This is a genomic window from Pseudomonas haemolytica (assembly GCF_009659625.1).
Lineage (GTDB): Bacteria > Pseudomonadota > Gammaproteobacteria > Pseudomonadales > Pseudomonadaceae > Aquipseudomonas > Aquipseudomonas haemolytica.
The window spans coordinates 524,539-550,097 of sequence record NZ_VOIW01000004.1 but is presented as its reverse complement, the minus strand read 5'-3'; the positions used below and the strand labels follow the sequence as shown (position 1 = coordinate 550,097).

General features: G+C 61.2%; 26 protein-coding genes and 1 pseudogene. 20 read left to right on the top strand and 7 right to left on the bottom strand.

Annotated elements, in window-relative coordinates:
* Positions 1-54: 54 nt before the first annotated feature.
* From FRT59_RS16395 to FRT59_RS16355, 9 genes are all read left to right on the top strand, one after another.
* The gene (locus tag FRT59_RS16395; RefSeq protein WP_003187543.1) at positions 55-282 is read left to right on the top strand and encodes a RebB family R body protein; all 228 of its coding nucleotides are present in this window, start codon (positions 55-57) and stop codon (positions 280-282) included.
* Between the two features lie 18 nt (positions 283-300).
* Positions 301-873, top strand: a complete 573-nt coding sequence (locus tag FRT59_RS16390; RefSeq protein WP_153871687.1) for a hypothetical protein — start codon at positions 301-303, stop codon at positions 871-873.
* An 82-nt stretch (positions 874-955) separates the two neighbouring features.
* On the top strand, positions 956-1,582 hold the full coding sequence (locus FRT59_RS16385; protein WP_153871686.1) for a hypothetical protein: 627 nt from the start codon (positions 956-958) through the stop codon (positions 1,580-1,582).
* Positions 1,583-1,622: 40 nt separating this feature from the next.
* Positions 1,623-1,946, top strand: coding sequence for a hypothetical protein (locus FRT59_RS16380; RefSeq protein WP_153871685.1), 324 nt, complete (start codon positions 1,623-1,625; stop codon positions 1,944-1,946).
* A gap of 82 nt (positions 1,947-2,028) precedes the next feature.
* Positions 2,029-2,343 carry a RebB family R body protein gene (locus FRT59_RS16375; protein WP_005783676.1) on the top strand — a complete coding sequence of 105 codons (315 nt, stop codon included), beginning with the start codon at positions 2,029-2,031 and terminating at the stop codon, positions 2,341-2,343.
* 50 nt (positions 2,344-2,393) lie between these two features.
* A complete protein-coding gene (locus FRT59_RS16370; RefSeq protein WP_003187551.1) occupies positions 2,394-2,708 on the top strand; it encodes a RebB family R body protein in 315 nt (104 codons plus the stop codon).
* A gap of 295 nt (positions 2,709-3,003) precedes the next feature.
* Positions 3,004-4,446 (top strand): NADP-dependent succinate-semialdehyde dehydrogenase, encoded by a 1,443-nt coding sequence (gabD, locus tag FRT59_RS16365; protein ID WP_153838574.1) that lies wholly within the window; start codon positions 3,004-3,006, stop codon positions 4,444-4,446.
* Between the two features lie 180 nt (positions 4,447-4,626).
* A complete protein-coding gene (gene gabT / locus FRT59_RS16360) occupies positions 4,627-5,904 on the top strand; it encodes a 4-aminobutyrate--2-oxoglutarate transaminase (protein ID WP_153871684.1) in 1,278 nt (425 codons plus the stop codon).
* A gap of 132 nt (positions 5,905-6,036) precedes the next feature.
* Positions 6,037-7,245, top strand: a complete 1,209-nt coding sequence (locus tag FRT59_RS16355; RefSeq protein ID WP_034116794.1) for an HDOD domain-containing protein — start codon at positions 6,037-6,039, stop codon at positions 7,243-7,245.
* 119 nt (positions 7,246-7,364) lie between these two features.
* Here FRT59_RS16355 and FRT59_RS16350 read toward each other — a convergent pair whose 3' ends face one another.
* Together FRT59_RS16350 and desA are read right to left on the bottom strand one after the other, a co-directional pair.
* A complete protein-coding gene (locus FRT59_RS16350; protein ID WP_153871683.1) occupies positions 7,365-8,366 on the bottom strand; it encodes a GGDEF domain-containing protein in 1,002 nt (333 codons plus the stop codon).
* A 188-nt stretch (positions 8,367-8,554) separates the two neighbouring features.
* A complete protein-coding gene (desA, locus tag FRT59_RS16345; RefSeq protein WP_034117174.1) occupies positions 8,555-9,739 on the bottom strand; it encodes a delta-9 fatty acid desaturase DesA in 1,185 nt (394 codons plus the stop codon).
* A 166-nt stretch (positions 9,740-9,905) separates the two neighbouring features.
* Between desA and dibA the strand changes: the two genes are divergently transcribed.
* The 7 genes and pseudogenes from dibA (at position 9,906) to FRT59_RS16315 (ending at position 16,209) form a co-directional block, all read left to right on the top strand.
* Positions 9,906-11,819 carry a phosphodiesterase DibA gene (gene dibA / locus FRT59_RS16340; RefSeq protein WP_153871682.1) on the top strand — a complete coding sequence of 638 codons (1,914 nt, stop codon included), beginning with the start codon at positions 9,906-9,908 and terminating at the stop codon, positions 11,817-11,819.
* A gap of 301 nt (positions 11,820-12,120) precedes the next feature.
* On the top strand, positions 12,121-12,303 hold the full coding sequence (oscA, locus tag FRT59_RS16335) for a sulfur starvation response protein OscA (RefSeq protein WP_003170956.1): 183 nt from the start codon (positions 12,121-12,123) through the stop codon (positions 12,301-12,303).
* A gap of 65 nt (positions 12,304-12,368) precedes the next feature.
* Entirely contained in the window at positions 12,369-13,379 is a 1,011-nt protein-coding gene (locus FRT59_RS16330) for a sulfate ABC transporter substrate-binding protein (protein WP_034117176.1), read from the top strand.
* A gap of 24 nt (positions 13,380-13,403) precedes the next feature.
* Positions 13,404-13,505: pseudogene (locus FRT59_RS27275) on the top strand (outer membrane lipoprotein carrier protein LolA); the annotation flags it as partial.
* A 15-nt stretch (positions 13,506-13,520) separates the two neighbouring features.
* Positions 13,521-14,339 (top strand): sulfate ABC transporter permease subunit CysT, encoded by an 819-nt coding sequence (gene cysT / locus FRT59_RS16325; protein ID WP_034117177.1) that lies wholly within the window; start codon positions 13,521-13,523, stop codon positions 14,337-14,339.
* Positions 14,340-14,352: 13 nt separating this feature from the next.
* Positions 14,353-15,225 carry a sulfate ABC transporter permease subunit CysW gene (cysW, locus tag FRT59_RS16320; RefSeq protein ID WP_153838578.1) on the top strand — a complete coding sequence of 291 codons (873 nt, stop codon included), beginning with the start codon at positions 14,353-14,355 and terminating at the stop codon, positions 15,223-15,225.
* Positions 15,226-15,228: 3 nt separating this feature from the next.
* The gene (locus tag FRT59_RS16315) at positions 15,229-16,209 is read left to right on the top strand and encodes a sulfate/molybdate ABC transporter ATP-binding protein (RefSeq protein WP_153838579.1); all 981 of its coding nucleotides are present in this window, start codon (positions 15,229-15,231) and stop codon (positions 16,207-16,209) included.
* Between the two features lie 107 nt (positions 16,210-16,316).
* Here the strand turns inward: FRT59_RS16315 and FRT59_RS16310 are convergent, their stop codons facing one another.
* Entirely contained in the window at positions 16,317-16,844 is a 528-nt protein-coding gene (locus FRT59_RS16310) for an Mpo1 family 2-hydroxy fatty acid dioxygenase (RefSeq protein ID WP_153871681.1), read from the bottom strand.
* A gap of 147 nt (positions 16,845-16,991) precedes the next feature.
* Between FRT59_RS16310 and FRT59_RS16305 the strand changes: the two genes are divergently transcribed.
* Positions 16,992-17,357, top strand: coding sequence for a response regulator (locus FRT59_RS16305; RefSeq protein ID WP_153838581.1), 366 nt, complete (start codon positions 16,992-16,994; stop codon positions 17,355-17,357).
* Positions 17,358-17,491: 134 nt separating this feature from the next.
* On the opposite strand, the gene FRT59_RS16300 is transcribed toward FRT59_RS16305, so the two are convergent.
* On the bottom strand, positions 17,492-18,496 hold the full coding sequence (locus FRT59_RS16300; protein WP_153871680.1) for an AraC family transcriptional regulator: 1,005 nt from the start codon (positions 18,494-18,496) through the stop codon (positions 17,492-17,494).
* Positions 18,497-18,597: 101 nt separating this feature from the next.
* On the opposite strand from FRT59_RS16300, the gene FRT59_RS16295 reads away from it, so the two are divergent.
* Positions 18,598-19,668 carry a fatty acid desaturase gene (locus FRT59_RS16295; protein WP_153871743.1) on the top strand — a complete coding sequence of 357 codons (1,071 nt, stop codon included), beginning with the start codon at positions 18,598-18,600 and terminating at the stop codon, positions 19,666-19,668.
* Here FRT59_RS16295 and FRT59_RS16290 read toward each other — a convergent pair.
* Together FRT59_RS16290 and FRT59_RS16285 are read right to left on the bottom strand one after the other, a co-directional pair.
* Positions 19,655-20,470 carry an ABC transporter ATP-binding protein gene (locus tag FRT59_RS16290; RefSeq protein WP_034117184.1) on the bottom strand — a complete coding sequence of 272 codons (816 nt, stop codon included), beginning with the start codon at positions 20,468-20,470 and terminating at the stop codon, positions 19,655-19,657. The two genes, FRT59_RS16295 and FRT59_RS16290, sit on opposite strands and share 14 nt — an antisense overlap.
* Positions 20,467-22,065 (bottom strand): ABC transporter permease, encoded by a 1,599-nt coding sequence (locus tag FRT59_RS16285; protein WP_153871679.1) that lies wholly within the window; start codon positions 22,063-22,065, stop codon positions 20,467-20,469. The genes FRT59_RS16290 and FRT59_RS16285 overlap by 4 nt, the downstream gene beginning before the upstream one ends.
* 288 nt (positions 22,066-22,353) lie before the next feature.
* Here FRT59_RS16285 and FRT59_RS16280 point away from each other — a divergent pair, with 288 nt between their 5' ends.
* Positions 22,354-23,355, top strand: a complete 1,002-nt coding sequence (locus FRT59_RS16280) for an ABC transporter substrate-binding protein (RefSeq protein ID WP_153838584.1) — start codon at positions 22,354-22,356, stop codon at positions 23,353-23,355.
* A 94-nt stretch (positions 23,356-23,449) separates the two neighbouring features.
* Here FRT59_RS16280 and FRT59_RS16275 read toward each other — a convergent pair whose 3' ends face one another.
* The gene (locus tag FRT59_RS16275) at positions 23,450-24,370 is read right to left on the bottom strand and encodes a LysR family transcriptional regulator (protein WP_153838585.1); all 921 of its coding nucleotides are present in this window, start codon (positions 24,368-24,370) and stop codon (positions 23,450-23,452) included.
* A gap of 182 nt (positions 24,371-24,552) precedes the next feature.
* Between FRT59_RS16275 and FRT59_RS16270 the strand changes: the two genes are divergently transcribed.
* A complete protein-coding gene (locus tag FRT59_RS16270) occupies positions 24,553-25,458 on the top strand; it encodes a TauD/TfdA dioxygenase family protein (RefSeq protein WP_153871678.1) in 906 nt (301 codons plus the stop codon).
* Positions 25,459-25,559: the final 101 nt, after the last annotated feature.

Sequence of the window (25,559 nt, the reverse complement as noted above, 5' to 3'; positions counted from 1 at the left end):
CCTGGCGCCACTATCCACGCCCAATCCTGGGTGAATGCCATCAAGGAGAGATGTATGACAGAGGTCAACAGCCAGATCACCGACGCGGTCACCCAAACCAACGTCAAGGTGGTGGCAGAGGCGCCGGCCCAGGCCATCGCGTCGCTGTACCAAGTGGCCAGCAGCGCGGCGGGCCTGTCGTTGCAGAACGCGGTCAACAGCCAGCAGGCGATGAACCAGATTTCCAACGCGGTGATCTCCAAGGCCGTGGCGCTGATCATGCAGATTGGCGAGAAGGGCTGAGCCCTCGGGAGATCGATTATGTCGTGGTTCAGCCGCAAGAAACCCGCCGCTCCGCCCGAAACACCCGCCACCGACGCACCGGCGCCGGCGCCCGCCGCATCGGCCTCGCGTTCGATCATGGCGCGCATGAACGAGCACCTGCTCAACCAGGTGAGTGCGCCGTCATCCGACAGTACGGCGGCGCTCAACAGCCAGATCGTGCAGGCGGTGCAGTTCACTAATTCGCAGAACTTTGCCTATGCGCCGGCGCAGATCGCGGTGCCGGCCGACATGATGATCAGCCAGGCGGCCGGCCTGGTGGCGCAGGCGGCGGCGGGGTATTTCGACGGGGTCAGCAAGATCGCCCTGGCGGCCCAGGCCGTGCTGCTCCAGCAAATGACCGAGAACATCGTCAAGGACAACTTGCCGGCCGCTGCCGAAGACGCCTTGGGCGCGTTGGCCACCGACTTGCTGGTGGGCGCCGCTGCCGCCGTGGCCGCCGCCGCCGGTGCCATGGAAGCCGAGGCCGCCAGCGTGGCCATCGACAAGATCGACCAGAGCATCGCCAAGTACGCCGACACCTTGGCCAACCGGGCCGCGCCAGCGGCCTGAACCGAGCACAGCGTTCCAGCGTTCTGCTGGAACGGTGCAACAGCAACTTGAAAGCAACTTTTCTTGAGTGAGGAGCGACATCATGCAGCCTGGAGATATTATTTTTTCGGTGAAGCAAGAAGACGACAGCGCCACGCGCGCGTTCATCCGTGCGGGCCAGTTGGTCAAGGCCAAGGTGTTTTCCCAAGACACGACGTACTTGAATGTGGTTCATCCGGCGATTGCAGTGAGCGACACCCTGGTGATTGAAAGCGTGGGTGAGGGGCTGTCGCTGACCGACCTCAGCATTGAAAAGCCGCCACGCTCTGCGATGGTCTTCTCCTGCGTGAGCAGTGAGTTGGGCGAAGCGGCAGCCCTGGCGGCCAAGCAGTTCTATTTCGACAAAATCAGCGGCGATATCCGTGGCCGTTACAGCGTGTGGAACGCGATGATTTCTGCGTTCCGGCGCTGGACGTCCAACACCAGTCTGGTCGAGCGCATCAACGAGTCGGTGGCGATTGGCAGCGGCTCGTTCTGTTCCCAGTTCGCGGCCAACTGCTATGAAGTGGGCAACCTCTATAACTCGGCCAACTTGCTGCCGCCACCGCCGGCGATTTTCGGCAATCAACCCAGTGCCATTACCCCTGCGGAGTTGGCGACATTTTGTGATGCCTCGGCGTACTTCTACTTCTCGGGCTTCTGGCAAGACAACGTCGAGGTGCGGCTTTAGCGGCCCTTCAGCCGGCAACGTAGTACCCAAGGAGGCCGCCATGGCTCACCCATCCACACCCTCAGTGCTCTCCAGCGATGATCGCCAACGGCTCGAAGCGATGCTGCGCAACCCGCAGGTCTTTGCTGGAACGCCCCAGGCCATCGTCGACGAAACCCTCAAGCGCGCCACCCAGGTGCTTCAGCAGTCCAAGGCCAATGAGCAAGCGCTCAAGGCGGCCGCCGAGCAGCGTGAGGCGGCGCTACGCCAAGTGTTGGACGGCGCGGCCCCGGACAAGGACGCGCAACGCAAGGAAGTGCAGGCGCTGATCCAAGGCTTGATCACGCAGATTGAGGCGGCGTTGGGCCCGGCTGCGAAACCTTGAACCTCCAGGTTTCACAGCGCTTGTTTGGCAACGTTCATTCATGAACACGGAATGCACCGTGTACTAAATAAGGAAATTGATCATGGCATTTGTTAACGAGCAAATCACCGACGCGGTCACCCAGACCAACGTCAAAGTGGTGGCCGAATCGCCAGCGATGGCGATGAGCACTATCTATCAATCCATGGCGCAGGCCACGGCGATTCTGTTCCAGAACGCTGTGTCGGCCCAGCAGCAGCAAAACACCCTGGCCCAGGCGGCCACCAACCAGGGCGTGATGCAGATCTACAGCGTCGATACCACCGCCGGTGCGGCAGCCACCGAAAAAGTCGCCCAAGGCGGCGTGTCGGATAACCTCACCAGCCTGTTGACCGTGCTCAAGTCTTTCCAGCCTTAAGCACCAAGCCATAACGGATGTTGTTCTTTCTCACACCAGGAGTTTCAACCATGAGCACAGTCAGCCCGCAAATCACCGATGCCGTCACCCAGACCAACGTCAAGGTCGTTGCCGAATCGCCCGCGATGGCCATGAGCACGATCTACCAATCCATGGGCCAGGCCACGGCGATCCTGTTCCAGAACTCGGTCTCGGCCCAACAGCAACAAAACACCCTGGCCCAAGCCGCCACCAACCAAGGCGTGATGCAGATCTACAGCGTCGATACCACCGCTGGCGCCGCGGCCACCGAAAAAGTCGCCCAAGGCGGCGTGGCCGACAACTTGACCAGCCTGTTGGCCGTGCTCAAGTCGTTCCAACCGTAAGCTGCAAAGCCCCAACAGCCCCGGCGCCCACAAGGCACCGGGGCTGTTGTCGTTTGTGCGCTTGATCTGAAAGATGCACTCGATGCGCCATATTCGTTCTTTTTTTCGAACATCCTATTGCCCTGTACCCCCATTGATCCTAGGATTCGTTTGAGATTTCAAACGCTCTGTCTCCCGTGCGCCCGTTCATTTCTCCCGCGCGCTGGGGCTGATTTCCCTGACGGCAGCCCACAAGGCGCCTTTCAACAACTCTAATTCGCTCCGCGTGCGCGCGGTGCTGTTAAGGAAAGCCGACATGCAGCTCAAAGATACCCAGTTGTTCCGCCAGCAAGCCTTTATCGATGGCGCTTGGGTCGATGCAGATAATGGTCAAACCATCAAGGTCAACAACCCGGCCACGGGTGAAATTCTCGGCAGCGTGCCGAAGATGGGCGCCGCGGAAACCCGCCGCGCCATCGAAGCGGCCGACAAGGCCCTGCCAGCTTGGCGTGCACTCACCGCCAAGGAGCGCGCCAACAAACTGCGCCGTTGGTTCGAACTGCTGATCGAAAACCAGGACGACCTCGGCCGCCTGATGACCCTCGAACAAGGCAAGCCGCTGGCCGAAGCCAAGGGCGAAATCGTCTACGCTGCCTCCTTCATCGAGTGGTTCGCCGAAGAAGCCAAGCGCATCTATGGCGACGTGATCCCCGGCCACCAGCCCGACAAGCGCCTGATCGTGATCAAGCAGCCTATCGGCGTGACCGCAGCCATCACCCCGTGGAACTTCCCGGCCGCCATGATCACCCGCAAAGCCGGCCCGGCCCTGGCTGCCGGTTGCACCATGGTGATCAAGCCCGCCTCGCAAACGCCGTTCTCGGCCCTGGCCCTGGTTGAGCTGGCGCACCGCGCCGGTATCCCCAAAGGCGTGCTCAGCGTGGTCACCGGCAGCGCTGGCGACATCGGCGGCGAGCTGACCAGCAACCCGATCGTGCGTAAATTGTCCTTCACCGGTTCGACCGAAATCGGCCGCCAGTTGATGGCCGAATGCGCCAAGGACATCAAGAAAGTTTCCTTGGAGCTGGGCGGTAACGCACCGTTCATCGTGTTCGACGACGCTGACCTGGATAAGGCCGTCGAAGGCGCGATCATCTCCAAGTACCGCAACAACGGCCAGACCTGCGTCTGCGCCAACCGCCTGTACATCCAGGATTCGGTGTACGACGCGTTCGCTGAAAAGCTCAAGGTAGCCGTGACTAAATTGAAGATCGGCAACGGTCTGGAAGAAGGCACCACCACTGGCCCGCTGATCGACGAGAAAGCCGTGGCCAAGGTCCAGGAACACATCGCCGATGCCCTGAGCAAAGGCGCGAAGCTGTTGGCCGGTGGCAAGGCGATGGAAGGCAACTTCTTCGAGCCGACCATCCTGGTCGATGTGCCGAAGGACGCCGCCGTCGCCAAGGAAGAAACCTTCGGCCCGCTGGCGCCGCTGTTCCGCTTCAAAGACGAAGCCGACGTGATCGCCATGGCCAACGACACCGAGTTCGGCCTGGCGTCGTACTTCTATGCGCGTGACCTGGGCCGTGTGTTCCGTGTGGCTGAAGCCCTGGAATACGGTATGGTCGGCGTCAACACCGGGTTGATCTCCAACGAAGTGGCGCCGTTCGGCGGCATCAAGGCTTCGGGCCTGGGCCGTGAAGGTTCCAAGTACGGGATCGAGGATTACCTGGAAATCAAATACCTCTGCCTGGGCATCTGACCGGTAAGAGATTGCAGCAAACGCAGAGGGCACGAGAGCGCTGTCCCTTTGCGTGTTTTACATCGTTATTCGTAGTGGCCGGGAAAGCTGTGGCAGTCGATCATCGCATGCTGCCGTAGTTGCCTCCCCGCCACGTATGCCTTGGACCACGCCACCCGATGAGTGGCGAATGAGGACTTTATGAGCAAGACCAACGCTTCCCTGATGAAACGCCGCGAAGCCGCCGTACCACGCGGTGTTGGCCAGATTCACCCGATCTTCGCTGAATCCGCGAAGAACGCTACCGTGACCGACGTTGAAGGTCGCGAGTTCATCGACTTCGCTGGCGGTATCGCCGTGCTGAACACCGGCCACGTGCACCCGAAAATCATCGCGGCCGTGACCGAGCAGCTCAACAAGCTGACCCACACCTGCTTCCAGGTTCTGGCCTACGAGCCGTATGTAGAAGTGTGTGAAAAAGTCGCCGCCAAGGTGCCAGGTGATTTCGCCAAGAAAACCCTGCTGGTCACCACCGGTTCCGAGGCTGTCGAGAACGCCGTCAAGATCGCCCGCGCCGCCACTGGCCGTGCCGGCGTGATCGCCTTCACCGGTGCTTACCACGGCCGTACCATGATGACCCTGGGCCTGACCGGTAAAGTCGTGCCTTACTCGGCCGGCATGGGCCTGATGCCTGGCGGTGTGTTCCGTGCGCTGTACCCGAACGAGCTGCACGGTGTGAGCGTTGACGACTCCATCGCCAGCATCGAGCGCATCTTCAAGAACGATGCCGAGCCGCGTGATATCGCCGCCATCATCATCGAGCCGGTGCAGGGCGAAGGCGGTTTCTACGTCGCGCCGAAAGCCTTCATGAAGCGCCTGCGCGAACTGTGCGACAAGCACGGCATCCTGCTGATCGCCGACGAAGTGCAAACCGGTGCCGGCCGTACCGGTACTTTCTTCGCCATGGAACAGATGGGCGTTGCCGCCGACCTGACCACCTTCGCCAAATCCATCGCTGGCGGCTTCCCGCTGGCCGGTGTGTGCGGCAAGGCCGAATACATGGACGCCATCGCCCCAGGCGGTTTGGGCGGCACCTACGCCGGCAGCCCGATTGCCTGCGCCGCGGCCCTGGCCGTGATGGAAGTGTTTGAAGAAGAGCACCTGCTGGACCGCTGCAAAGCCGTCGGCGAGCGCCTGGTAACCGGCCTCAAGGCCATCCAGGCCAAATACCCGGTGATCGGTGAAGTGCGTGCCCTGGGCGCGATGATCGCGGTCGAGCTGTTTGAAGATGGCGACAGCCACAAGCCCAACGCGGCGGCCGTTGCCTCCGTGGTAGCCAAGGCGCGTGACAAGGGCCTGATCCTGCTGTCCTGCGGTACCTACGGCAACGTGTTGCGCGTGCTCGTGCCGCTGACCTCGCCGGACGAGCTGTTGGACAAGGGCTTGTCGATCATTGAAGAGTGCTTCTCCGAACTCTGATACTTCGCTGCTCCACAAAAAACCCGCTTCGGCGGGTTTTTTTATGGCCACTGCCGCACATTCAGGCGCTGTTCATTGTACGCAGGCGGCTCCATTGTCTAAGGTGCAAGGATTGCCGATGGAGCGTGCTGGATGACTGCTGTTGATTTACCCGCTGTACCCCGAGTTTTGATTGCCGAAGCGGACCCTTGGTCGCGGGACCTGCTCAAGCAAGTTTTGTTGAATGTGCGCTGTGACGCACGGCTGGACGTGTGCGCCGATGGGCAGCAGGCCGCCACACTGTTGCGCGAAAAAACCTATGACCTGGTCCTGGCGGATTGGGAGCTGTCGGGTGTCGATGGCCTGAGCCTGCTGCGCAGTGTGCGTCAGCAGCGCCGTTCCCCCGCGTTACCGTTCATCCTGCTGAGCAGTCGCAATGACAGCGCCAGTGTGCGTGAAGCCCTGCCCCTGGCGCCCACTGCCTATTTGACCCGCCCACTGAACATGGAGAGCCTGACCCAGCGCCTGCAAGACCTGCTGCTTAACGAAGGCGAAAGTGTGTACTGCGAGATTCCCCCGCTGGCGCCGGGGATGACGTTGCCGGCATTCCTCGAGCGGCGCCGCGAAGCTTCTGATGGTGCGCCCTTGCGCGTCGATGTGAAGGCCGCGGTGCAACGCAGCCTGGGGCCCGAGGGCCTGGACCTCAAGCAGCTGGAAGACCAGGTGCGCATGGACCCGCAAATCACCGCCGTGCTGATCGCCGCCGCCAACAGCGCCGGCTATCACGGCACGCCGGTGCAGACGCTGCACGCGGCCCTGAACAAGCTGGTCCCCGGGCAGAGCATGAACTTCATCCTGGGCCTTGCGCTCAAGCACAACGTGGTGCTGGGTGACCCCGGGCTGGTGGCCTACGCCGAGCGGCACTGGCAGTTGTCCCAGGACAGCGCCGACTACGCCCGACGCCTGGCGCGCATGTTGGAACTGGATCACGAGCGCTGCTACAGCGCCTGTATCCTGCATCGCCTGGGTGATTTGGCCTTGTTGCGTTGCCTGGAAGACTGGCGCCAGGGTGGCGGCGCCCTGGATGACGAAGCGATCGGCGAATCCCTCGACGCGTTTGGCGCCGCCTACGGCTCGGCGTTGCGCACCCGCTGGCGCTTGCCGTTGGAGTTGCGCCAATTGATCGCGGCCACCTACTCACTGGAAGGCGGTGTGTATTCGCGGGAGGCGCTGGTGGTGAACCTGGCGACGCAGATGGCGCGGTTGACCGAGCATGAAGGGCTGGAAGCATTGGCCGGCAGCAAGACGGCGCGGTTGCTCAAGGTAGGGTTATCGGAATTGCTGCGAGTACGCAAAACCTAACAGGCAATGAGATCCAAATGTGGGAGGGGGCTTGCTCCCGATAGCGGTGTATCAGGTTAGAGATGCTTGACTGACCCACCGCATTCGCGAGCAAGCCCGCTCCTACATTTTGACCGAGTCTAACCCGCGATAACGCGATTCTTACCCAGGCGCTTGGCCTCATACATCGCCGCATCCGCCCGGGCGAACAGGCTGTCGAGGGTGGAATCATCCTCGCGCAGGCTGGCCAGGCCCTGGCTGACGGTCACATTGAACTCGCGGCCTTCATAGCTGAACAGCAACGCCTGGATCTCCTTGCCCAGCCGTTCAGCCACCTGCAGGGCCATCTCCGGTGCACAACCGGGCAGCACGGCGGCGAACTCTTCGCCGCCAATGCGCCCGAACAGGTCGCCACGGCGCAATACCCCGCGACCGCTCTCGGCGATGCGCCGCAGCACCTGATCGCCCTCCAGGTGCCCGTAGGTGTCGTTGACGTCCTTGAAGTCATCGATGTCCAGCAACAGGAACGCCAACGCTGTGCCCTGGACGCAGGCGTTGTCGAACGCCTGGTTGGCGCACTCGAAGAAGTGCCGGCGGTTGCTGCTTTGGGTCAACACGTCGGTGGTGGCGAGGCGGTGCAGCTCCAGCTCGAGCAGCTTCTTTTCGGTGATGTCTTCGGCCATGCCGACCACGATCAGCGGTTCACCGGGCACCACCTGCTGGTTGATGTAGCACTTGTCACTCAGCCAGCGGATTTGCCCGTCGGCGGTGATGATGCGGTACTCGCGGTCTTCCACGGCGCCTTGTTCCAGCACGCGGGCCAAGCTGTGCTCGGCGTAGTCGAGGTCTTCCGGGTGGACGCTGTTACGCCATTCCCGATGGTCGGCCAGCAGCAAACCGGCTGAGCGGCCAAATATGCGTTCGTAGGCCGGGCTCACGTACAGCACGCGGCGTGTTTCCCAATCGATAGCCCACAGCACCGCATTGACGCTGACCAACAGCGAACTGAGCAATTGCTCACGCTCACTCAGCCGCTCGACTTCGCCCTGGGCATGCATCAGCGCCAACAGGGTCGCCGCCGCGGCCGGGCGCGGTGGCTCGGCAGTAGGCATATCGGGCAGGCAGGGCTTTTCGTGAACCATCGGTACAACTCTCTCTGGGCGCGCCGCAGGATGGAACAGCGGACACTACAAGGGGTCACCATGATGGCGAAGTGTTCTTTGAGAGAGGGGAATTACGGTGAAGTTCCGTGATCGTGACGGATTGACGGTGCCCGGAAAATGGCGCCAAAAACCCAGTGCGTGGGAGGGCGAGCCCTCCCACACTACCGTCACACCGCCGCAGGGCGCAGCGAATACGTCTTCAGTTGGTGGGCAAAATCGCGCAGGGATTGGATACCGCTGGCCTCGGCCTCATGCACCCATTCCTTGATTGCAGCCAGCATATCGTGGCCATTGGAGCTGGTCTTGACCCAGATCTGCTGGAGCGCCAGGCGCTTTTCGTAGATCACCTTCAACGCATGGCTGTGCTCAAGCATGCTCTGGATGCGCAGGTGGTGGCGGTCATCCAGCAAGCTGGTTTCCCGTGACAACAGGCGCTTGGCGCGGTGGAACTGGTGGCGTACCGAATGATCGACCTTTTCCAGCTCCTGCTTGACCAACGGGCCAATCACCAACTTGCGGTACTGGGCCATGATCTGGAAGCGGTTGTTGAGGATCGCCATGGCGGTGTCCATGTCCAGGTTGCCCTTGCCTTCGACGCGGTGGGCGATGGGCGCCACGCGCTGCACCTTGGCCAGGCGCAGGAAGCTGAACACCTTGATCCAGGCCCAACCCAGGTCGAACTCCCACTTCTTCACCGACAGCTTGGCCGAGTTGGGGTAGGTGTGGTGGTTGTTATGCAGCTCTTCGCCGCCGACGATGATGCCCCACGGCACCAGGTTGGTGGCGGCGTCACGGCATTCGAAGTTGCGATAGCCCACGGCATGGCCCAGGCCGTTGATCACGCCGGCGGCCCAGAACGGGATCCACATCATCTGGATCGCCCAGATGGTGATACCGATGGTGCCGAACAGCAGCACGTCGATCACGCCCATGATTGCCACGCCCAACAGCGGGTAGGGCGTGTAAAGCTTGCGTTCGATCCAGTCGTCCGGGCAGTTCTTGCCGTAGATGCGCAACGTCTCGGGGTTTTCCGCCTCGGCACGGTACAGCTCGGCACCTTTGCGCAAGACAGTGGACAGGCCCTTGATCACCGGGCTGTGCGGGTCATCGACGGTTTCACATTTGGCGTGGTGCTTGCGGTGGATGGCGGTCCACTCGCGAGTGTTCTGCGCCGTGGTCAGCCACAGCCAGAAGCGGAAGAAGTGTTTCAGGCCAGCATTGAGCTCCAGGGAGCGGTGGGCTGAATAACGGTGCAGATAGACGGTGACCGCAATGATGGTCACGTGGGTCATCAACAGAGTGACTGCCACCAGTTGCCAGGCGGACAGATCAAGAAAACCGTTGTACCACATAGGCTGTATGGCCCTCAGATAAAGAAAAAAATAGCATCCGCATTATCACTCCCTTTTCGGATAAAACCAGTCACCGTTTCAGATAAGACTTACAAGGTGTTTCCTCATCTATAATCCTGATCCTTTGTAGGGCGATTCTGGTTATCTAGTAAGGATTACTAACAATATGCTGTTTTCATACCGAGGTGCCCTACGTGCGGGGTTGGTATACCTGCTCGTTTCCATCGTTTGGCTCCAGCTCAGCAACTACCTATTGATCAACTTTATCGATGAGCCCTGGGAACTGGGGCGCTGGATGCAGGTGCGCGGTTATGTGTGGGTCAGCCTCAGCGCGGCGGTCATCTACTGGATCGGCCGGCGTTTTGCCCGGGCCCACCAGTTGCAGCAACCCCTGAAGGAAAACCGCGAGCGCCTGCGCCAGGCCGCTGCGGTATTCGATTGCACCCGCGAAGGGGTACTGGTTACCGATACCCAGGGGCTGATCGTGCACGTCAACCGGGCATTCATGGAGATCACTGGCTACCGCCGCGAAGACGTCATGGGCCATCGTCCAAGCCTGTTCAAGTCCGGGCGCCATTCATCGACGTTCTATCAGCAAATGTTCCAGGCCTTGGAACACACAGGCGAATGGAGCGGTGAAATCTGGAACCGACGCAAAAGCGGCGAAATTTATCCACAGTGGCAAACCATCCGCGTGATCCATGATGACCAGGGCAAGGTCAGCCACTACGTCGCGGTGTTCTCGGATATCAGCGCCATCAAGGACTCCGAGCACGAACTGGCGCACCTGGCCCATCACGACCCGCTCACCGACCTGCCCAACCGCCTGCTGTTCACCGACCGCGCCGAGCAGGCCCTGGCCTCGGCGCAAGTGCACAAGCGTGGCTGCGCCTTGCTGTTGATGGATCTGGACCACTTCAAGATCATCAACGACAGCCTGGGCCATAACGTCGGTGATCAACTGCTCAAACTGGTCGCCGAACGCCTGCGCGGCTTGTTTGGGCCGGGGGTGACCCTGGCGCGCCTGGGCGGCGACGAGTTCGCCGTGCTGGCGGAAAGTTGCCCACAGGTGTTGCAGGCTGCCGCCTTGGCGCAGCGCATGCTCAACGCCATGAAGGATCCGTTCATTTTTGATGGCAACCAGCTGTTTATCAGCGCCAGCATCGGCATCAGCCTGTTCCCCAGTGACGCCTTGAGTGCCGAGCAATTGCTGCGCAACGCCGACTCCGCGTTGTTCAAGGCCAAGAACGCCGGTCGCGAAGGCTACGCCCTGTACACCGAAGAGCTGACCGCCCACGCGCAAAATCGCGTGGAAATCGCCAGCGAACTGCGCCGCGCCCTCGACCAGCAGGAGCTACGCGTTTATTACCAACCAGTACACGACCTGCTCGACAGCCGATTGGTGGGGGTTGAAGCATTGGTGCGCTGGCAGCACCCGGAGCGCGGCCTGGTGCCACCGGGTGAATTCATCCCCATTGCCGAACGCACCGGGCTGATTGCCGACATTGATGCGTGGGTGATGGACCAGGCTTGCCGGCAGATGTGCCAGTGGCTGGCCGAGGGGGCGCCGCTGAGCTTTATTGCGGTCAATGTCTCCAGCCGCCTGTTTGCCCGGCGCGAACTGTACGAGCAGGTCGCCCAAGTGCTGCACGCGACCGGCCTGGATCCGGCATTCCTTGAGCTGGAAGTCACCGAAAGCGCGGTGATGGACGACCCGGAAGTCGCCCTGGAGCAACTGCACCGTCTGCGCGAACTGGGCTTGCGCTTGGCTATCGACGACTTTGGCACCGGTTACTCCTCGTTACTGCGGCTCAAACGCCTGCCGGTACAGAAGCTCAAGATCGACCAGGGTTTTGTCGCCGGTCTGCCTTGGGATGAAGACGACGCCGCCATCGTGCGCGTGGTGATCGCCCTGGCGAAAAGCATGGGCATGCAGGTGCATGCCGAGGGGATCGAGCAGGTGGAGCAAGCGCGCTTTCTGCTGGACCAGGAATGCGATATGGGCCAGGGGTACTGGTTTGGGCGGCCGATGCCGGCGCAGGAGATTGATTGGTCACGGGCGCCCGCTATTCGAACTTGAAAATGCATTCAAATGTGGGAGGGGGCTTGCCCCCGATAGCAGTGGGTCAGCCAAGAATTTCTAACCTGATACACCGCCATCGGGAGCAAGCCCCCTCCCACATTTGATTCCCATCAGGCCTTAATTTCAGCAACTGAGCAGAAAACCCACGCGCAACCCCACGCCCTGTCAGAAAATTCTTTCTGGTTATATAAACATTCTTAAATAGTATTTTTAAGAATATCCGCGCTTATCTACTATCGCCCTCACGCCGCAAGCAGTGCCGCCACTGCCAGGCACTATTCATTTCAGGAGCGAGACCATGAGCGCATCTCTACGTAGCGTCGACGGCCAGGACGAAGCAGCCATTTTGCGTGAGATCCAGAGCGCCCTGCGCGATCTGCGGTTTGGCGCAGTGGAAATCACCGTGCACAACGCTCAAGTGGTACAGATCGAGCGCAAAGAAAAATTCCGTCTGCAGAACCCGGGTAACAAACCGAGCTGAGCAAGAACGGCGATAGACCCGCAACTATAAGAAAAGCCAACACTCAAGAATTTTCAGGAGCTTCTATGTCGTCGATTCGCCGTTATGCCCTGGCCGCGCTGGCCAGTGCCGTGTTTGCCGGTTCCGCCGTTGCCAAGGACTACGAGTTGCTCAACGTCTCGTACGACCCGACCCGTGAGCTGTACCAGGACTACAACGCTGAATTCACCAGCTTCTGGAAACAGTCCCACCCCGGTGACAACGTCAAGATCCAGCAGTCCCACGGTGGCTCGGGCAAGCAAGGCCGGGCGGTGATCGACGGCCTGCGCGCCGACGTGGTGACGCTGGCCCTGGCCGGTGACATCGACGAAATCGCCAAGCTGGGCAAGACCCTGCCGGAAAACTGGCAAACCCGCCTGCCGGACGCCAGCACCCCCTACACCTCGACCATCGTGTTCCTGGTGCGCAAGGGCAACCCCAAGGGCATCAAGGACTGGGGCGACCTGATCAAGAAAGACGTGTCGGTCATCACACCGAACCCGAAAACTTCTGGCGGTGCACGCTGGAACTTCCTCGCCGCCTGGGCCTACGGCCTCAAGACCGGTGGCAGCGAAGCCAAGGCCCAGGAATATGTGAAAGAGCTGTTCAAACACGTCCCGGTACTGGACACCGGCGCCCGCGGTTCTACCATTACCTTCGTCAACAACGGTCAGGGTGACGTATTGCTGGCCTGGGAAAACGAGGCGTTCCTGGCCTTGAAAGAAGACGGCGGCGCCGACAAGTTCGACATCGTCGTGCCTTCGCTGTCGATCCTCGCGGAGCCGCCGGTGGCCGTGGTTGACAAGAACGCCGAGAAAAAGGGCAACACCGAGATCGCCACCGCGTACCTCAACCACCTGTACAGCCCGGCGGGCCAGGAGATCGCGGCGAAGAACTTCTACCGTCCACGGGATGAGAAAGTCGCCGCCAAATATGCCCAGCAGTTCCCGAAACTGGACCTGGTGACGATCGACAAAGACTTCGGCGGCTGGAAAACTGCCCAACCGAAATTCTTCAATGACGGTGGCGTGTTCGACCAGATCTACACGGCGCAGTAAGCCAAAGTACCTGTAGGAGCGAGCTTGCTCGCGAAGATAGTCAACGATAACGCGTACATGCTGAATGAGCGCGGTGCCCTTGAGTTCTTCGCGAGCAAGCTCGCTCCTACAGTGGTGTTTACCCTTTAACCAAGGACTCTTATGTCGCGTCGTATCTCCCCCGTCATACCCGGCTTCGGGCTGACGCTGGGCTACACCGTGGTGTACCTCAGCCTGATCGTACTCATCCCGCTGGCGGCGATGTTTGTACACGCCGCTCAACTCACCTGGGATCAGTTCTGGAACATCATTTCCGCACCTCGCGTGCTGGCGGCGTTGAAGCTTAGCTTCAGCACCGCGTTGTACGCCGCGTTGATCAACGGCGTGATCGGCACACTGCTGGCCTGGGTGCTGGTGCGCTATACCTTCCCCGGCCGCAAGATCATCGATGCGATGATCGACCTGCCGTTCGCCTTGCCTACTGCCGTAGCCGGTATCGCGCTGACCGCGCTGTACACGCCCAATGGCCTGGTCGGTCAGTTCGCCGCTGACCTGGGTTTCAAGATCGCCTACACCCCCCTGGGTATCACCCTGGCGCTGACCTTCGTCACCTTGCCGTTCGTGGTGCGCACGGTGCAGCCGGTACTGGCCGATATCCCCCGGGAAATCGAAGAAGCCGCCGCCTGCCTTGGCGCCAAGCCGCTGCAAGTGTTCCGCTACATCCTCGTACCGGCGTTGCTGCCCGCCTGGCTGACCGGCTTCGCCCTGGCGTTTGCCCGTGGCGTGGGTGAGTACGGTTCGGTGATCTTCATCGCCGGCAACATGCCGATGAAGACCGAAATTTTGCCGCTGCTGATCATGGTCAAGCTCGACCAATACGACTACCACGGCGCCACCTCCATCGGCGTGTTGATGCTGGTGGTTTCCTTTGTCCTGCTGCTGCTGATCAACTTGCTGCAGCGGCGCATCGAACACCCTTAAGGAGGCGCGGAACATGTCCCAATCGTCTATTTCCGCCGCGTCTTCGGCCAATGCAGCCCGACGTGGCAGTGCGGTGTCGCGGCGCATCCTGATCGGCCTCGGCTGGCTGGTGTTTGCGCTGTTCTTGCTGTTGCCGCTGTTTATCGTGGTGTCCCAGGGCTTGAAGAACGGCCTGGGTGCGTTCTTCACCGCGATTCTGGAACCCGACGCGCTGTCGGCGCTGAAACTCACGGTGATCGCCGTGGCGATTTCGGTGCCGCTCAACGTGGTGTTTGGTGTCAGCGCGGCCTGGTGTGTGAGCAAGTACTCGTTCCGTGGCAAAAGCATTCTGGTGACGCTGATCGACCTGCCGTTCTCGGTCTCGCCGGTGATCGCGGGCCTGGTCTACGTGCTGATGTTCGGCGCTCAGGGCTTCTTCGGCCCATGGTTGCAGGCGCACGACATCCAGATCGTGTTCGCCTTGCCGGGTATCGTGCTGGCCACCATCTTCGTCACCGTGCCGTTCGTGGCCCGTGAGCTGATCCCGCTGATGCAGGAGCAGGGCACCCAGGAAGAGGAGGCTGCGCGGCTGCTGGGCGCCAATGGCTGGCAGATGTTCTGGTATGTCACCGTGCCGAATATCAAATGGGGCCTGATCTACGGCGTGGTGCTGTGTACGGCGCGGGCCATGGGTGAGTTCGGTGCGGTGTCGGTGGTGTCCGGCCACATTCGCGGCGTTACCAACACCCTGCCGCTGCACGTCGAGATCCTCTACAACGAATACAACCACGTTGCCGCGTTCGCGGTAGCCAGCCTGTTGCTGATCCTGGCGCTCTTCATCCTGCTGCTCAAGCAGTGGAGCGAGAACCGAATCAACCGCCTGCGCAAAAGCGCCGGTGAGGAATAAGTCATGTCGATCGAAGTCCGTAATGTCAGCAAGAACTTCAACGCCTTCAAGGCCCTGGACAGCATCAACCTGGATATCCAGAGTGGCGAGCTGGTGGCGTTGCTGGGCCCGTCCGGCTGCGGCAAAACCACCTTGTTGCGCATCATCGCCGGCCTCGAAACCCCGGATGCCGGCAGCATCGTGTTCCACGGCGAAGACGTCTCCGGTCACGATGTGCGTGATCGCAATGTCGGCTTTGTGTTCCAGCACTACGCGCTGTTCCGCCATATGACCGTGTTCGACAACGTGGCTTTCGGCCTGCGCATGAAGCCCAAAAGCCAGCGTCCGAATGAAACCCAGATTGCAGCCAAGGTTCACGAATTGCTGAACATGGTGCAGCTCGATTGGTTGTCCGACCGCTACCCGGAACAACTCTCCGGTGGCCAGCGCCAACGTATCGCCCTGGCCCGCGCCCTGGCGGTGGAGCCCAAAGTGCTGTTGCTGGACGAACCCTTCGGCGCCCTTGACGCCAAGGTGCGTAAAGAACTGCGCCGCTGGCTGGCGCGCCTGCACGAAGACATCAACCTGACCTCGGTATTCGTGACCCACGACCAGGAAGAGGCGATGGAAGTCGCCGACCGTATCGTGGTGATGAACAAGGGCGTGATCGAGCAGATCGGCTCACCGGGAGACGTCTACGAAAACCCGGCCAGCGATTTCGTTTACCACTTCCTGGGTGATTCGAACCGCCTGCACCTGGGCGAGGACAAGCACGTGCTGTTCCGTCCCCATGAAGTGTCGCTGTCGCGGCATGAACTGGAGGATCACCATGCCGCGCAAGTGCGCGATATCCGCCCGCTCGGCGCGACGACTCGGGTGACCCTGAAGGTTGAAGGCCAAAGCGAACTGATCGAGGCAGAAGTGGTGAAAGACCATGACAGCCTCACCGGTCTGGCGCGTGGCGAGACGCTGTTCTTCAAACCCAAGGTCTGGCAAAAAGCCTGACCTCACCGCAATTCAAATGTGGGAGGGGGCTTGCTCCCGATTGCAGTGTGTCAGTGAATACATCAGATACTGAACCACCGCTATCGGGAGCAAGCCCCCTCCCACATTTAGACATTACTTGGCTTGAGATCGCGGCGTGCTACCGGCCCCGACCGTTCCTCGATCTGCCGCTTGAGCCCCTGCCGAAACCCCAGCAAGAACGCCAACTCCGCCACCACAAACAACGGCCCCACGATCAACCCCGACACATCATCCACAAACGCCGGCTTCCTGCCTTCGTAGTAATGCCCGACAAACTGGATCACCCAACCCACCACAAACATGCCGATACCGCTGCTCAGCCACACCATCGTGCTCTGCCCCGCCAACACATGCCCGGCCCACACGGATAAGCCCATCAGCACTGTCATCAGCACGCCCAGGGCCAATTCCAGGCGCAGGTAAAACCATGCGGAAAATAACGCGACAAACACAGCCGGTGACAGCCAGAACCCGCCCACCGCCCATTCGGGGCGGGACAGCAGCACCGCGACGGCGACGACGATTAGCGGGATACCAATGAAGTGGCTGATGATATTGCGCGGGTCGCGGTGGTAGGCCGCGTATTGGCTGAGGTGATCGACGAGGCTTTTCATTGTTATTCCTCCTGTAGGCTGGACGAAGTTTCAGAATAGCTCGCACCAGGCGACACGACCGAGCGCCGTTTATGCCAAATACCGGTTATTTGTGGGCAAGCGGCGCCAACGCGCTTAGCCTGTACCGATCAATAATCGAGGTGTGTTATGCGCGTGTTGTTAGTGGAACATGAAGCCGAAGAGGCACAGCGGATGGCCAAGGGCTTGAACGAGGCCGGTTACACCGTCGAAGTCGCGGCCAATGGCATGGCGGCGTTGCGCTTGGTTGAAAGCACTGAATACGAGCTGGTGATTCTGGATGTGATGCTGCCCGGGTTGAACGCCTGGAAGTTGCAGCAGGCGATTCGGCTGAAGGGTGAGACGCCGGTGTTGTTCTTGACCACGCCGGGCGGGATTGAAGATCGGTTGCGCGGGTTGGAGTTGCATGAGGATGATTATTTGCTCAAGCCGTTTGATGCCAAGGGTTTGGTGGCGCGGGCAAGGAAGTTATTGCGCCGGGACCGTGGCCGCTGATTGATCCAGGATGTGCATGGGCTGAACCACCGCTTTCGCGAGCAGCCCCGCTCCCACATTCTGATGTGTGAACACCGTCAAATGTGGGAGGGGGCTTGCTCCCGAAGAGGCCCTCAAACTCACCCCACATCTACCTACCGCAACCCATCCCGAAACTGCCCCGGCGTCATCCCCGTCCAGCGCTTGAACGCCCGGTTGAAACTGCTGGTATCGGCAAACCCCAGCAAATGGCTGATCTCGGCCAATGAGCTTTGCGGGTCTCGCAAGTGCAGCAATGCCAGATTCTCCCGGCACTCGTTGAGCAACGCATCGAACCGACAGCCCTCATCCGCCAGGTGTCGCTGCAAGCTGCGCAAACTCAGGTGCAAGGTGTGGGCGATACGTTCGGCGCTCGGCTCGCCGTCTGGCAATTGCGCCTCTATGGCCGCGCGTACCTTGCGTTCCCAAGTCAGTGGTTGCAGTTGGGCGAGGGTACGCTTGAGCACGGTTTCGTTGTGTTCGGCCAGCTCCGGGTTGGCATCGTCCAGATGACTGTCGAAGTCGCGGGCGGCAAATTCCAGGCGATCTTCCTCGGCGGCAAAAAATACCGGCGCGCGAAATACCGTATGCCACGGCTTGGGGTCGGCGGGTTCCGGGCGCCGTAAGTAAACGGCCAACGGCGCATAGTCCCGCCCTAAGCGGTTGCGGCAGGTGCGCACATAGATCGCCGCGAAGGCATCGATGGCTTCCAGCGCCGGTGGGGGGCTGTCTTGGGGTTGGAGCAGGCGAAAGTGGTAGATGTCGCCATGACAGCTCAGCTCCAGGTTCAGGGCATCACTGACCACCTGGTGATAGCGCACGATGCGCTCGAACACCTCGCGCAAGCTGCCGCTGGCCACCAGGGCATAACCGAGTGCATGAAAGGTGGTAGGGCTGACGAACCGCGACACCCGCAAGCCAATCGCCGGATCGCCGCTGGCCTGCACCGCCAGTTCCCATAAACGCGTGGTGGCCGACAACGGATAGCGCGCGTTGGGGTCGTCCATCTGCTGCGGCTCGAGCCCCGCCTCGGCGCACAGCGCGGCGCTGTCGAGGCCCAGGGCGTCGAGCTGCTTGCGCAGGGCGCGGGTCCAACTGGCGAGGGAAGTGGGTTCGGTCATGGCGATTGGCGCTTGTGGTCAACAGGTTGGCGTCCGGGGCTAGCGTGCTGCGCCACAGCCTGGTGCAGGATGTACGCATCACTCAACAAGAGAATGGAAGCATGGACGGTACTTCTGCAAGCCCCCAGCAGATGAACGCACAGCAGCGTTCAGCGCATATCCGTGAGGTGGTGCTGGCCGAAGGCGTGCGATTGCGCCAACGCCACCCCTGGCTGCTGCATCAGGACGCGCTGGGCGCGGGCATCCTGGCCTTTGCCTTGCTCGGCATGCTCGGCTCGGCGGCGCTCTATATCAGCGGTCACCTGGCCTGGTGGGCGTGCCTGTTGCTCAATGCGTTCTTCGCCTCGCTGACCCATGAGCTGGAACACGACCTGATCCACAGCATGTACTTTCGCAAGCAGCGCCTGCCCCACAACCTGATGATGGGCCTGGTATGGCTGGCGCGGCCAAGTACGATCAACCCGTGGATACGCCGGCATTTGCACCTCAACCACCACAAGGTCTCCGGTACCGAGGCCGATATGGAAGAGCGCGCCATCACCAATGGCGAACCCTGGGGGTTTGCGCGGTTGCTGATGGTGGGGGACAACATCATGTCGGCGTTCATCCGCCTGCTGCGGGCCAAGACCTGGAAGCACAAATTCAGCATCCTCAAGCGCTCGCTGCTGGTGTATGCGCCGCTGGCGCTGCTGCACTGGGGCGCGTGGTATGTGTTCCTGGGCTTTCATGCCGCCAATGGCATCGCTAGCCTGATGGGCGCGCCGATTGAATGGTCAGCCGGCACCTTGCAGATGATGCAGGTGATCGACATTGCCGCGGTGGTGATCATCGGCCCTAACGTGCTGCGCACCTTTTGCCTGCACTTTGTCAGCTCCAACATGCACTACTACGGCGATGTGGAGCTGGGCAACGTGATCCAGCAAACCCAAGTGTTGAACCCCTGGTGGCTGTGGCCGTTACAGGCGTTCTGCTTCAACTTCGGCAGCACCCATGGCATTCATCATTTTGTGGTGAAGGAGCCGTTCTACATTCGCCAGATGACCGCCAAGGTGGCGCATAAGGTGATGGCCGAGATGGGCGTGCGCTTCAATGATTTCGGCACCTTCGCCCGGGCCAATCGGTTTGAGCGTCAGGAGTACCCGGACGCAAAGCTCTCTTTCAGCAAGCAATAAAAGCCAGGGGCAGGTCGCGAATCTGTTCGCGCACGGGCGGCTGGTAGTGGTCATCGCTGATCAGTTCATGCAGCAATTCCTCGCGCAGTTGATGGAACTCGAAGCTGCTGCGCTGGCGCGGATGGGGCAGGGCGATGTCCACCACTTGCTTGATGCGCCCGGGCCGGGGCTCCATTACCACCACGCGGTCGGCGAGGAAAATCGCCTCTTCCACATCATGGGTGACCAGCACCGTGGTGATCCTGGCGCGGGCGCGAATCGCCAGGAGTTCGTCCTGCATCTGCTGGCGAGTCAGCGCGTCGAGGGCGCCGAAGGGTTCGTCCAGCAACAGGATACGCGGGCTGGCGACCAGGCCGCGGGCAATCGCCACCCGTTGCGCCATGCCGCCAGAGAGTTGGTGGGGGTAGGCGCGGGTGAAGTCGGTCAGGCCCACCAGCTCGATAAAGTCGCTGACGCGTCGGTTGCGCTCGGCCTCAGTAAGCGCCTCGTTGACCAGGCCCAGGCCGATGTTTTGCGCCACGGTCAGCCAGGGAAACAGGCGATGCTCCTGGAATACGATGCCGCGTTCGCTGCCGATACCGCTGACGGCGCGGCCATCGACTTGGATCTCGCCGCGAAACTGGGTATCTAGCCCTACCAGCAAGCGCAGCAGGGTGGACTTGCCGCAGCCGCTGGCGCCGACAATCGCGACGAACTCCCCTTCAGCCACCTCCAGGTTGAATTCGCGGATGGCTTCCAGTTCGAAGCCGTCGACGTCGAAGCTCTTGCCCACATGGTTGAAGCTGACAATTGGTGCGTTCATGCGTGTCTCCAGCGGGTGGCGCGGGTTTCGATGCGTTGGCCGATCAGGTTGAGAGCGCCGCCGGTGAAGCCGACCAGGAGCATGCCGCCCATGATCAGATCCATGCGTAGCAACTGTTGGGCGCCGATCATCAGGCTGCCGATGCCGCCATTGGACGGCATGAAGTATTCGGCGCCGATGGTGCCCATCCAGGCGTAGATCAGGCTCAGGCGCAGGCCGGCGAAAATCCCTGCCGCCGCGCCCGGCAGCACTAGGCGACGCAGGCGTTGCCACAGGCTCAGGCGCAGCACTTGCGCGGCTTCGCGCAGCTGCGGCGACAGGTTGAGCACGGTGCGTTGGGTGGCGATAAATAACGGGAAGAAGGCGGCAAGGGCGATGAATACCCACTTGGCCAATTCGCCCAGGCCGAACCAGGCGGTGAGCAGCGGCACCCAGGCGAAAATCGCGATCTGGCGTAGCGCGGCCAACGTCGGGCCGAGTAGCCGTTCACTGCGTCGCGACAAGCCTAACCACAGGCCCAGGGCAAAGCCGAGGCTACCGCCGAGCAGCAAGCCACCCACGGCCCGGCCGAGGCTTTTGCCCAGGGCCGTGGTCAGGCTGCCATCCAGCACGCCCGCTACGGTGGTGTGCAGCACGGCCCAGGGGCTCACAAGAATGTTCGGGTCTACCCAGCCCTGTTGAGTCGCCACTTGCCACAGCGCCAGCAGCAACAGCGGCAACAGCCAGGGTTGCAGGCGTTGCCAGCCTTCATAGCGCGGCCCGCGTCGAATCTGTGCGGTGGCCGGGTGGGGCCAGTGCACCCACTTGCAATCCAGCCAGCCGATGCCGCGATCCATCACCACGCCCAGCACGCCGATGACCACGATGCACACGAAGACGATATCGAGCATGAACAACTGGCGCGCCCATACCATCAGGTAGCCGATGCCTTCGCTGGAGGCCAGCAACTCCACGGCCAACAGCGACGTCCAGCCTGCCGCCAGGGCCAGGCGTACCCCGGCCATGAATGCCGGCAATGCGGCGGGCAGGATCAGGCGACGGATCAGCAAGTGGGTGGGCAGGCGCATCACACGGGCGGCTTCTCGCAGGTTGGGCTGGGCATCGCGCACGCCCACTAAGGTATGCAGAGTCACGGGCACGACGATGGCCTTGACCAGCACCACCAGCTTCAGGGTTTCGCCAATGCCGAAAAACACCATGAACAGCGGGATCCAGGCCAGGGTCGGCACTTGCGACAATGCGCTGAACGTAGGGAATACCAAGCGCTCGGCGCGGGCGCTGAACCCCAGGATGGCACCCAGTATCGCGCCAGCGCCGATACCGGCCAGCAGGCCCCAGAACAAGCGTTGCAAGCTGATCGCCAAGTGGCCCCATAACTCGCCGCCGGCCAGTTCCACCGCGCTGCTCCACACCAGCGAAGGCGGCGGCAGAATCTGCTCGCTCATCCAGTGGTTGCGGCTGGCCAGCCACCACAGCAGGAACAGACCGAGCGGTAGCAGCCAAGGCGACAAGCGCTCGCTCAGTTGCGGCCAGCGTGGCGCGGCGCCTTTGGAGGGGGCCGCCAGAGGTAGGCTCAAAAGTGAAATCCGGGCCATGAAAGACCTCCGTTGTCGCCGAATGCGTTATGTGATTTCGATCTTATAAAAACGTAATCAAGATGATTGCGAGATAAGAAAAATCATTTAAAGCCTCAGCCCTCCACGCATCCAATGCATTCGAAGAATATTTTCGATGCTGTTTATGCATAACCCTCTGGAGCCTGCGTGTTAGCCTGCATAGACCTAAAAGCTATTAAATTGTGAATTTATAGTATTTAAAGTTTTGTACGGCCTGTGCCTACTTTCTGCTCCCCAGGCGACCGTCGCCCACCAGGAGCTGTGCTTATGAAACTGCCCTTCAAACACCTCATCAGTCTGTTGGCCGGCACCGCCCTGGCCGGGCTGGTGCAGGCCGCCGACCTCAAGGAAATCCGCATCGCCGTGCCCGACCTGAGTGCCGGCAGCCAGCACAGCGGCGGCGGTATCACCGACGTGTTGCGTGAACAGCAGATCTTTGAAAAAGCCTTTGCCGACCAGGGCATCAAGATCCAGTGGAATTACTTCAAGGGCGCCGGCCCGGTGATCAATGAGGCCTTCGCCAACGGCCAGGTGGACCTCGCCTACCTGGGCGACCTAGCGGCGATCATCGGCCGATCCAATGGCCTGGATACGCGGTTGCTCAGCGCCTCCGCGCGTGGGGTGAAGCACTACCTCGGCGTAGTGCCGGGCTCAGGCATCAAGACCCTGCAAGACCTCAAGGGCAAGCGCGTCGCGGTGTTCCGTGGCACGGCCAGCCAGTTGTCGTTCGACAGCGCATTGGCCAGCCAGGGCTTGAGTGAAAAGGACCTGAAGGTCATCAACCTGGACTTCAATGCCGCCGGTGCCGCCTTGGCTGCCAAGCAGATTGATGCCACCTGGGGTGGTTCGACCCTGACGGCGCTGCAAGCCAAAGGTCTGGCAGAAATACCGCTGAATACCAAGGACCTTGGCGGCGCCGGCAGCATCCAGTCCGTGCTGGTGGGCAGCGCCAAGTTTGTCGACGAACACCCAGACGCCGTGGCCAAGTTGCTCAAGGCCCAGCAGCAAGCGGTGCAGTGGTTGACCGATGACAACAACAAGCAGGCCTATATCGCGCTGGTGTCGGGGCTGGCCAGTTATCCACCGGTGATCCTGACCAATGACCTGAAGGACCAGAAACTCAGCGAAGTTTTCCCCTCGACCCTGGACCCGGTGTTCCTGGGCAAATTGCAGGATGCAGTGGATTTGGCGTCGAAGGAGAAGTTGATTCGCAAGTCGTTTCAGGTGAGTGATTGGGTGGCGCCGAATCTGGCGGCGGCGGGGCTCTGAGAGAGGTGGTGTCTGGGCTGCCGTCTTCGCGAGCAAGCCCGCTCCCACATTTGGAATGCGTTCCAACCTGTGGGCTTGCTCGCGAAAAGGCCCTTCAAACCGCCACACTCACCTCCTGCCTATCCACCTCCACCAAGGTCTCAATCATCGCCTTCGCCGCTGGCGATAACCGCGACCCGGTACGGCTCACAATCCCGCACCGCGCACTCATGGTCTCCAGGTTCTGCGGCAGGTTGCGCCAGTGCAGCAGCACCAGTGAACCGTTGGCGACGTCCTCGGCAAAGGCTTCCTCGGTGCCGACGCCGATGGCATTGGATTGCAGCACGATCTTCACCAATGCGGGAAAGTGCTCGGTCTGGATGCTAGGTGAAAAGTCCATGCGCCCACTCAGGTTCGCCAGCAACTTGCGAATGCCCTGGGAGATCAAGGGCGAGGCCAGCGGGTAGTCGAACATGTCGTTGGTCGACAGGCTGTCCTTGGCCAGCAACGGGTGCCCGGGGCGGCAGAAAAATACGCCGCGCTTGGGCGTCAGTGCGCGGGTCTGGAAGTTCGGGTCGGCCTCGAACTGACGGATGTCGGCGATGAAGAATTCAATCTCTTCACGGCTCAGGCTGCGGCTGAGGGTTTCCCAGTTATCCACCTGGAAACTCGTGCGGATTTTCGGGTGGGCGTTGATAAACCGCGCCACCGCATCCGGCACCAGTTTCGCTGCCGGCGCGGGGCCGCAGCCGAAGCGCAGGTCGCCGGCGTCGAGCTTGGTCATGCGCGTCACCTCACTGCTCAGCAGCGCCGCGCCATGCACCAGGCTCAAGGCGTGTTGCAGCACCACCTGGCCTTCCGGCGTGGGGCGCAGATCCTTGTGGCCACGGTCCACCAGTACGCAACCGAACTCCTGTTCGAGCCCCTGGATGCTGCGGCTGAACGCCGGTTGGGTGATGCCCATGGCGTCCGCTGCACGCACGAAACTGCGGTGTTCGTTGAGGGCGATGAAGTAGCGCAGTTGGCGAAGATCCATATGCTTTCCCGGCATTCTAAAAATAGGTCGAAGGCATTTGCGACCGAGCAAGCTGAGGTTTTAAATGCAAGCTCTTATTCCGTCAACGAAGCATTTGTTCATCTGCTAGACCTAAAAAGCATATGAATAGAGCGTTGCAGGAAAGCGTCCCCACCATCAGCAGGCACATGAGGGTCATCACAATGAGCAATGCCGCATTAGCCGTTCAACCCATCGCCCACGCACTCGAGATCCACCCGGTGGCCGGCCGTATTGGCGCCGAGATCCGTGGCATCAAACTCTCCGGTAACCTGGATGCCGCCACCGTCGAGGCCATCCAACAGGCGCTGGTGCAGTACAAGGTGATCTTCTTCCGCGAGCAAACCCACCTCGATGACCAGAGCCAGGAAGCCTTCGCTCACCTGCTCGGGGAGCCGATTGCGCACCCGACGGTGCCGGTGCGCGACGGCACGCGGTTCCTGTTGGAACTGGACGGCGCCCGTGGCCAGCGCGCCAACTCCTGGCACACCGATGTGACCTTCGTCGATGCCTACCCGAAAGCTTCGATCCTGCGTTCGGTATTGGCGCCCACGTCCGGCGGCGACACCGTCTGGGCCAACACCGCCGCTGCTTACAACGACCTCAGCGTCGAACTGCGCGCACTGGCCGACCAGCTGTGGGCCGTGCACAGCAACGAGTACGACTACGCCGGGCGCAAGCCGGATGTATCGGTGGAGAAGCTGGAGGAGTACCGCAAGGTCTTCACCTCTACGGTGTATGAAACCGAGCATCCGGTGGTGCGTGTGCACCCGGTCAGCGGCGAGAAAACCTTGTTGCTGGGGCACTTCGTCAAGCGCCTGAAAGGCTACTCCCAGGCGGAATCGGCGCAGCTCTTCAACCTGTTGCAAGGCCACGTCACGCGCCTGGAAAACACCGTACGCTGGCGCTGGAATACCGGTGACGTGGCGATCTGGGACAACCGCGCCACCCAGCATTACGCGGTGGACGACTACGGCACCCAGGAGCGCATCGTGCGCCGGGTCACGCTCAAGGGCGATGTGCCGGTGGGTGTGCAAGGGCAGCGCAGTCAGACCACCAAAGGTCTCTGAGCCAGGTTGGAGATCAAAATGTGGGAGGGGGCTTGCTCCCGATGGCAGTGGGTCAGTCAAAGATGCTGTGACTGACACTCCGCTATCGGGAGCAAGCCCCC

Coding starts and splice junctions, on each gene's coding strand:
- FRT59_RS16270 (WP_153871678.1), top strand. CDS start 24,553: ATGAGCAATGCCGCATTAGCCGTTCAACCCATCGCCCACGCACTCGAG.
- FRT59_RS16375 (WP_005783676.1), top strand. CDS start 2,029: ATGGCATTTGTTAACGAGCAAATCACCGACGCGGTCACCCAGACCAAC.
- FRT59_RS16315 (WP_153838579.1), top strand. CDS start 15,229: ATGTCGATCGAAGTCCGTAATGTCAGCAAGAACTTCAACGCCTTCAAG.
- gabD (WP_153838574.1), top strand. CDS start 3,004: ATGCAGCTCAAAGATACCCAGTTGTTCCGCCAGCAAGCCTTTATCGAT.
- FRT59_RS16295 (WP_153871743.1), top strand. CDS start 18,598: ATGGACGGTACTTCTGCAAGCCCCCAGCAGATGAACGCACAGCAGCGT.
- FRT59_RS16370 (WP_003187551.1), top strand. CDS start 2,394: ATGAGCACAGTCAGCCCGCAAATCACCGATGCCGTCACCCAGACCAAC.
- oscA (WP_003170956.1), top strand. CDS start 12,121: ATGAGCGCATCTCTACGTAGCGTCGACGGCCAGGACGAAGCAGCCATT.
- FRT59_RS16385 (WP_153871686.1), top strand. CDS start 956: ATGCAGCCTGGAGATATTATTTTTTCGGTGAAGCAAGAAGACGACAGC.
- dibA (WP_153871682.1), top strand. CDS start 9,906: ATGCTGTTTTCATACCGAGGTGCCCTACGTGCGGGGTTGGTATACCTG.
- cysT (WP_034117177.1), top strand. CDS start 13,521: ATGTCGCGTCGTATCTCCCCCGTCATACCCGGCTTCGGGCTGACGCTG.
- desA (WP_034117174.1), bottom strand. CDS start 9,739: ATGTGGTACAACGGTTTTCTTGATCTGTCCGCCTGGCAACTGGTGGCA.
- FRT59_RS16280 (WP_153838584.1), top strand. CDS start 22,354: ATGAAACTGCCCTTCAAACACCTCATCAGTCTGTTGGCCGGCACCGCC.
- FRT59_RS16350 (WP_153871683.1), bottom strand. CDS start 8,366: ATGGTTCACGAAAAGCCCTGCCTGCCCGATATGCCTACTGCCGAGCCA.
- FRT59_RS16330 (WP_034117176.1), top strand. CDS start 12,369: ATGTCGTCGATTCGCCGTTATGCCCTGGCCGCGCTGGCCAGTGCCGTG.
- FRT59_RS16300 (WP_153871680.1), bottom strand. CDS start 18,496: ATGACCGAACCCACTTCCCTCGCCAGTTGGACCCGCGCCCTGCGCAAG.
- gabT (WP_153871684.1), top strand. CDS start 4,627: ATGAGCAAGACCAACGCTTCCCTGATGAAACGCCGCGAAGCCGCCGTA.
- FRT59_RS16390 (WP_153871687.1), top strand. CDS start 301: ATGTCGTGGTTCAGCCGCAAGAAACCCGCCGCTCCGCCCGAAACACCC.
- FRT59_RS16310 (WP_153871681.1), bottom strand. CDS start 16,844: ATGAAAAGCCTCGTCGATCACCTCAGCCAATACGCGGCCTACCACCGC.
- FRT59_RS16380 (WP_153871685.1), top strand. CDS start 1,623: ATGGCTCACCCATCCACACCCTCAGTGCTCTCCAGCGATGATCGCCAA.
- FRT59_RS16355 (WP_034116794.1), top strand. CDS start 6,037: ATGACTGCTGTTGATTTACCCGCTGTACCCCGAGTTTTGATTGCCGAA.
- FRT59_RS16275 (WP_153838585.1), bottom strand. CDS start 24,370: ATGGATCTTCGCCAACTGCGCTACTTCATCGCCCTCAACGAACACCGC.
- FRT59_RS16305 (WP_153838581.1), top strand. CDS start 16,992: ATGCGCGTGTTGTTAGTGGAACATGAAGCCGAAGAGGCACAGCGGATG.
- cysW (WP_153838578.1), top strand. CDS start 14,353: ATGTCCCAATCGTCTATTTCCGCCGCGTCTTCGGCCAATGCAGCCCGA.
- FRT59_RS16285 (WP_153871679.1), bottom strand. CDS start 22,065: ATGGCCCGGATTTCACTTTTGAGCCTACCTCTGGCGGCCCCCTCCAAA.
- FRT59_RS16290 (WP_034117184.1), bottom strand. CDS start 20,470: ATGAACGCACCAATTGTCAGCTTCAACCATGTGGGCAAGAGCTTCGAC.
- FRT59_RS16395 (WP_003187543.1), top strand. CDS start 55: ATGACAGAGGTCAACAGCCAGATCACCGACGCGGTCACCCAAACCAAC.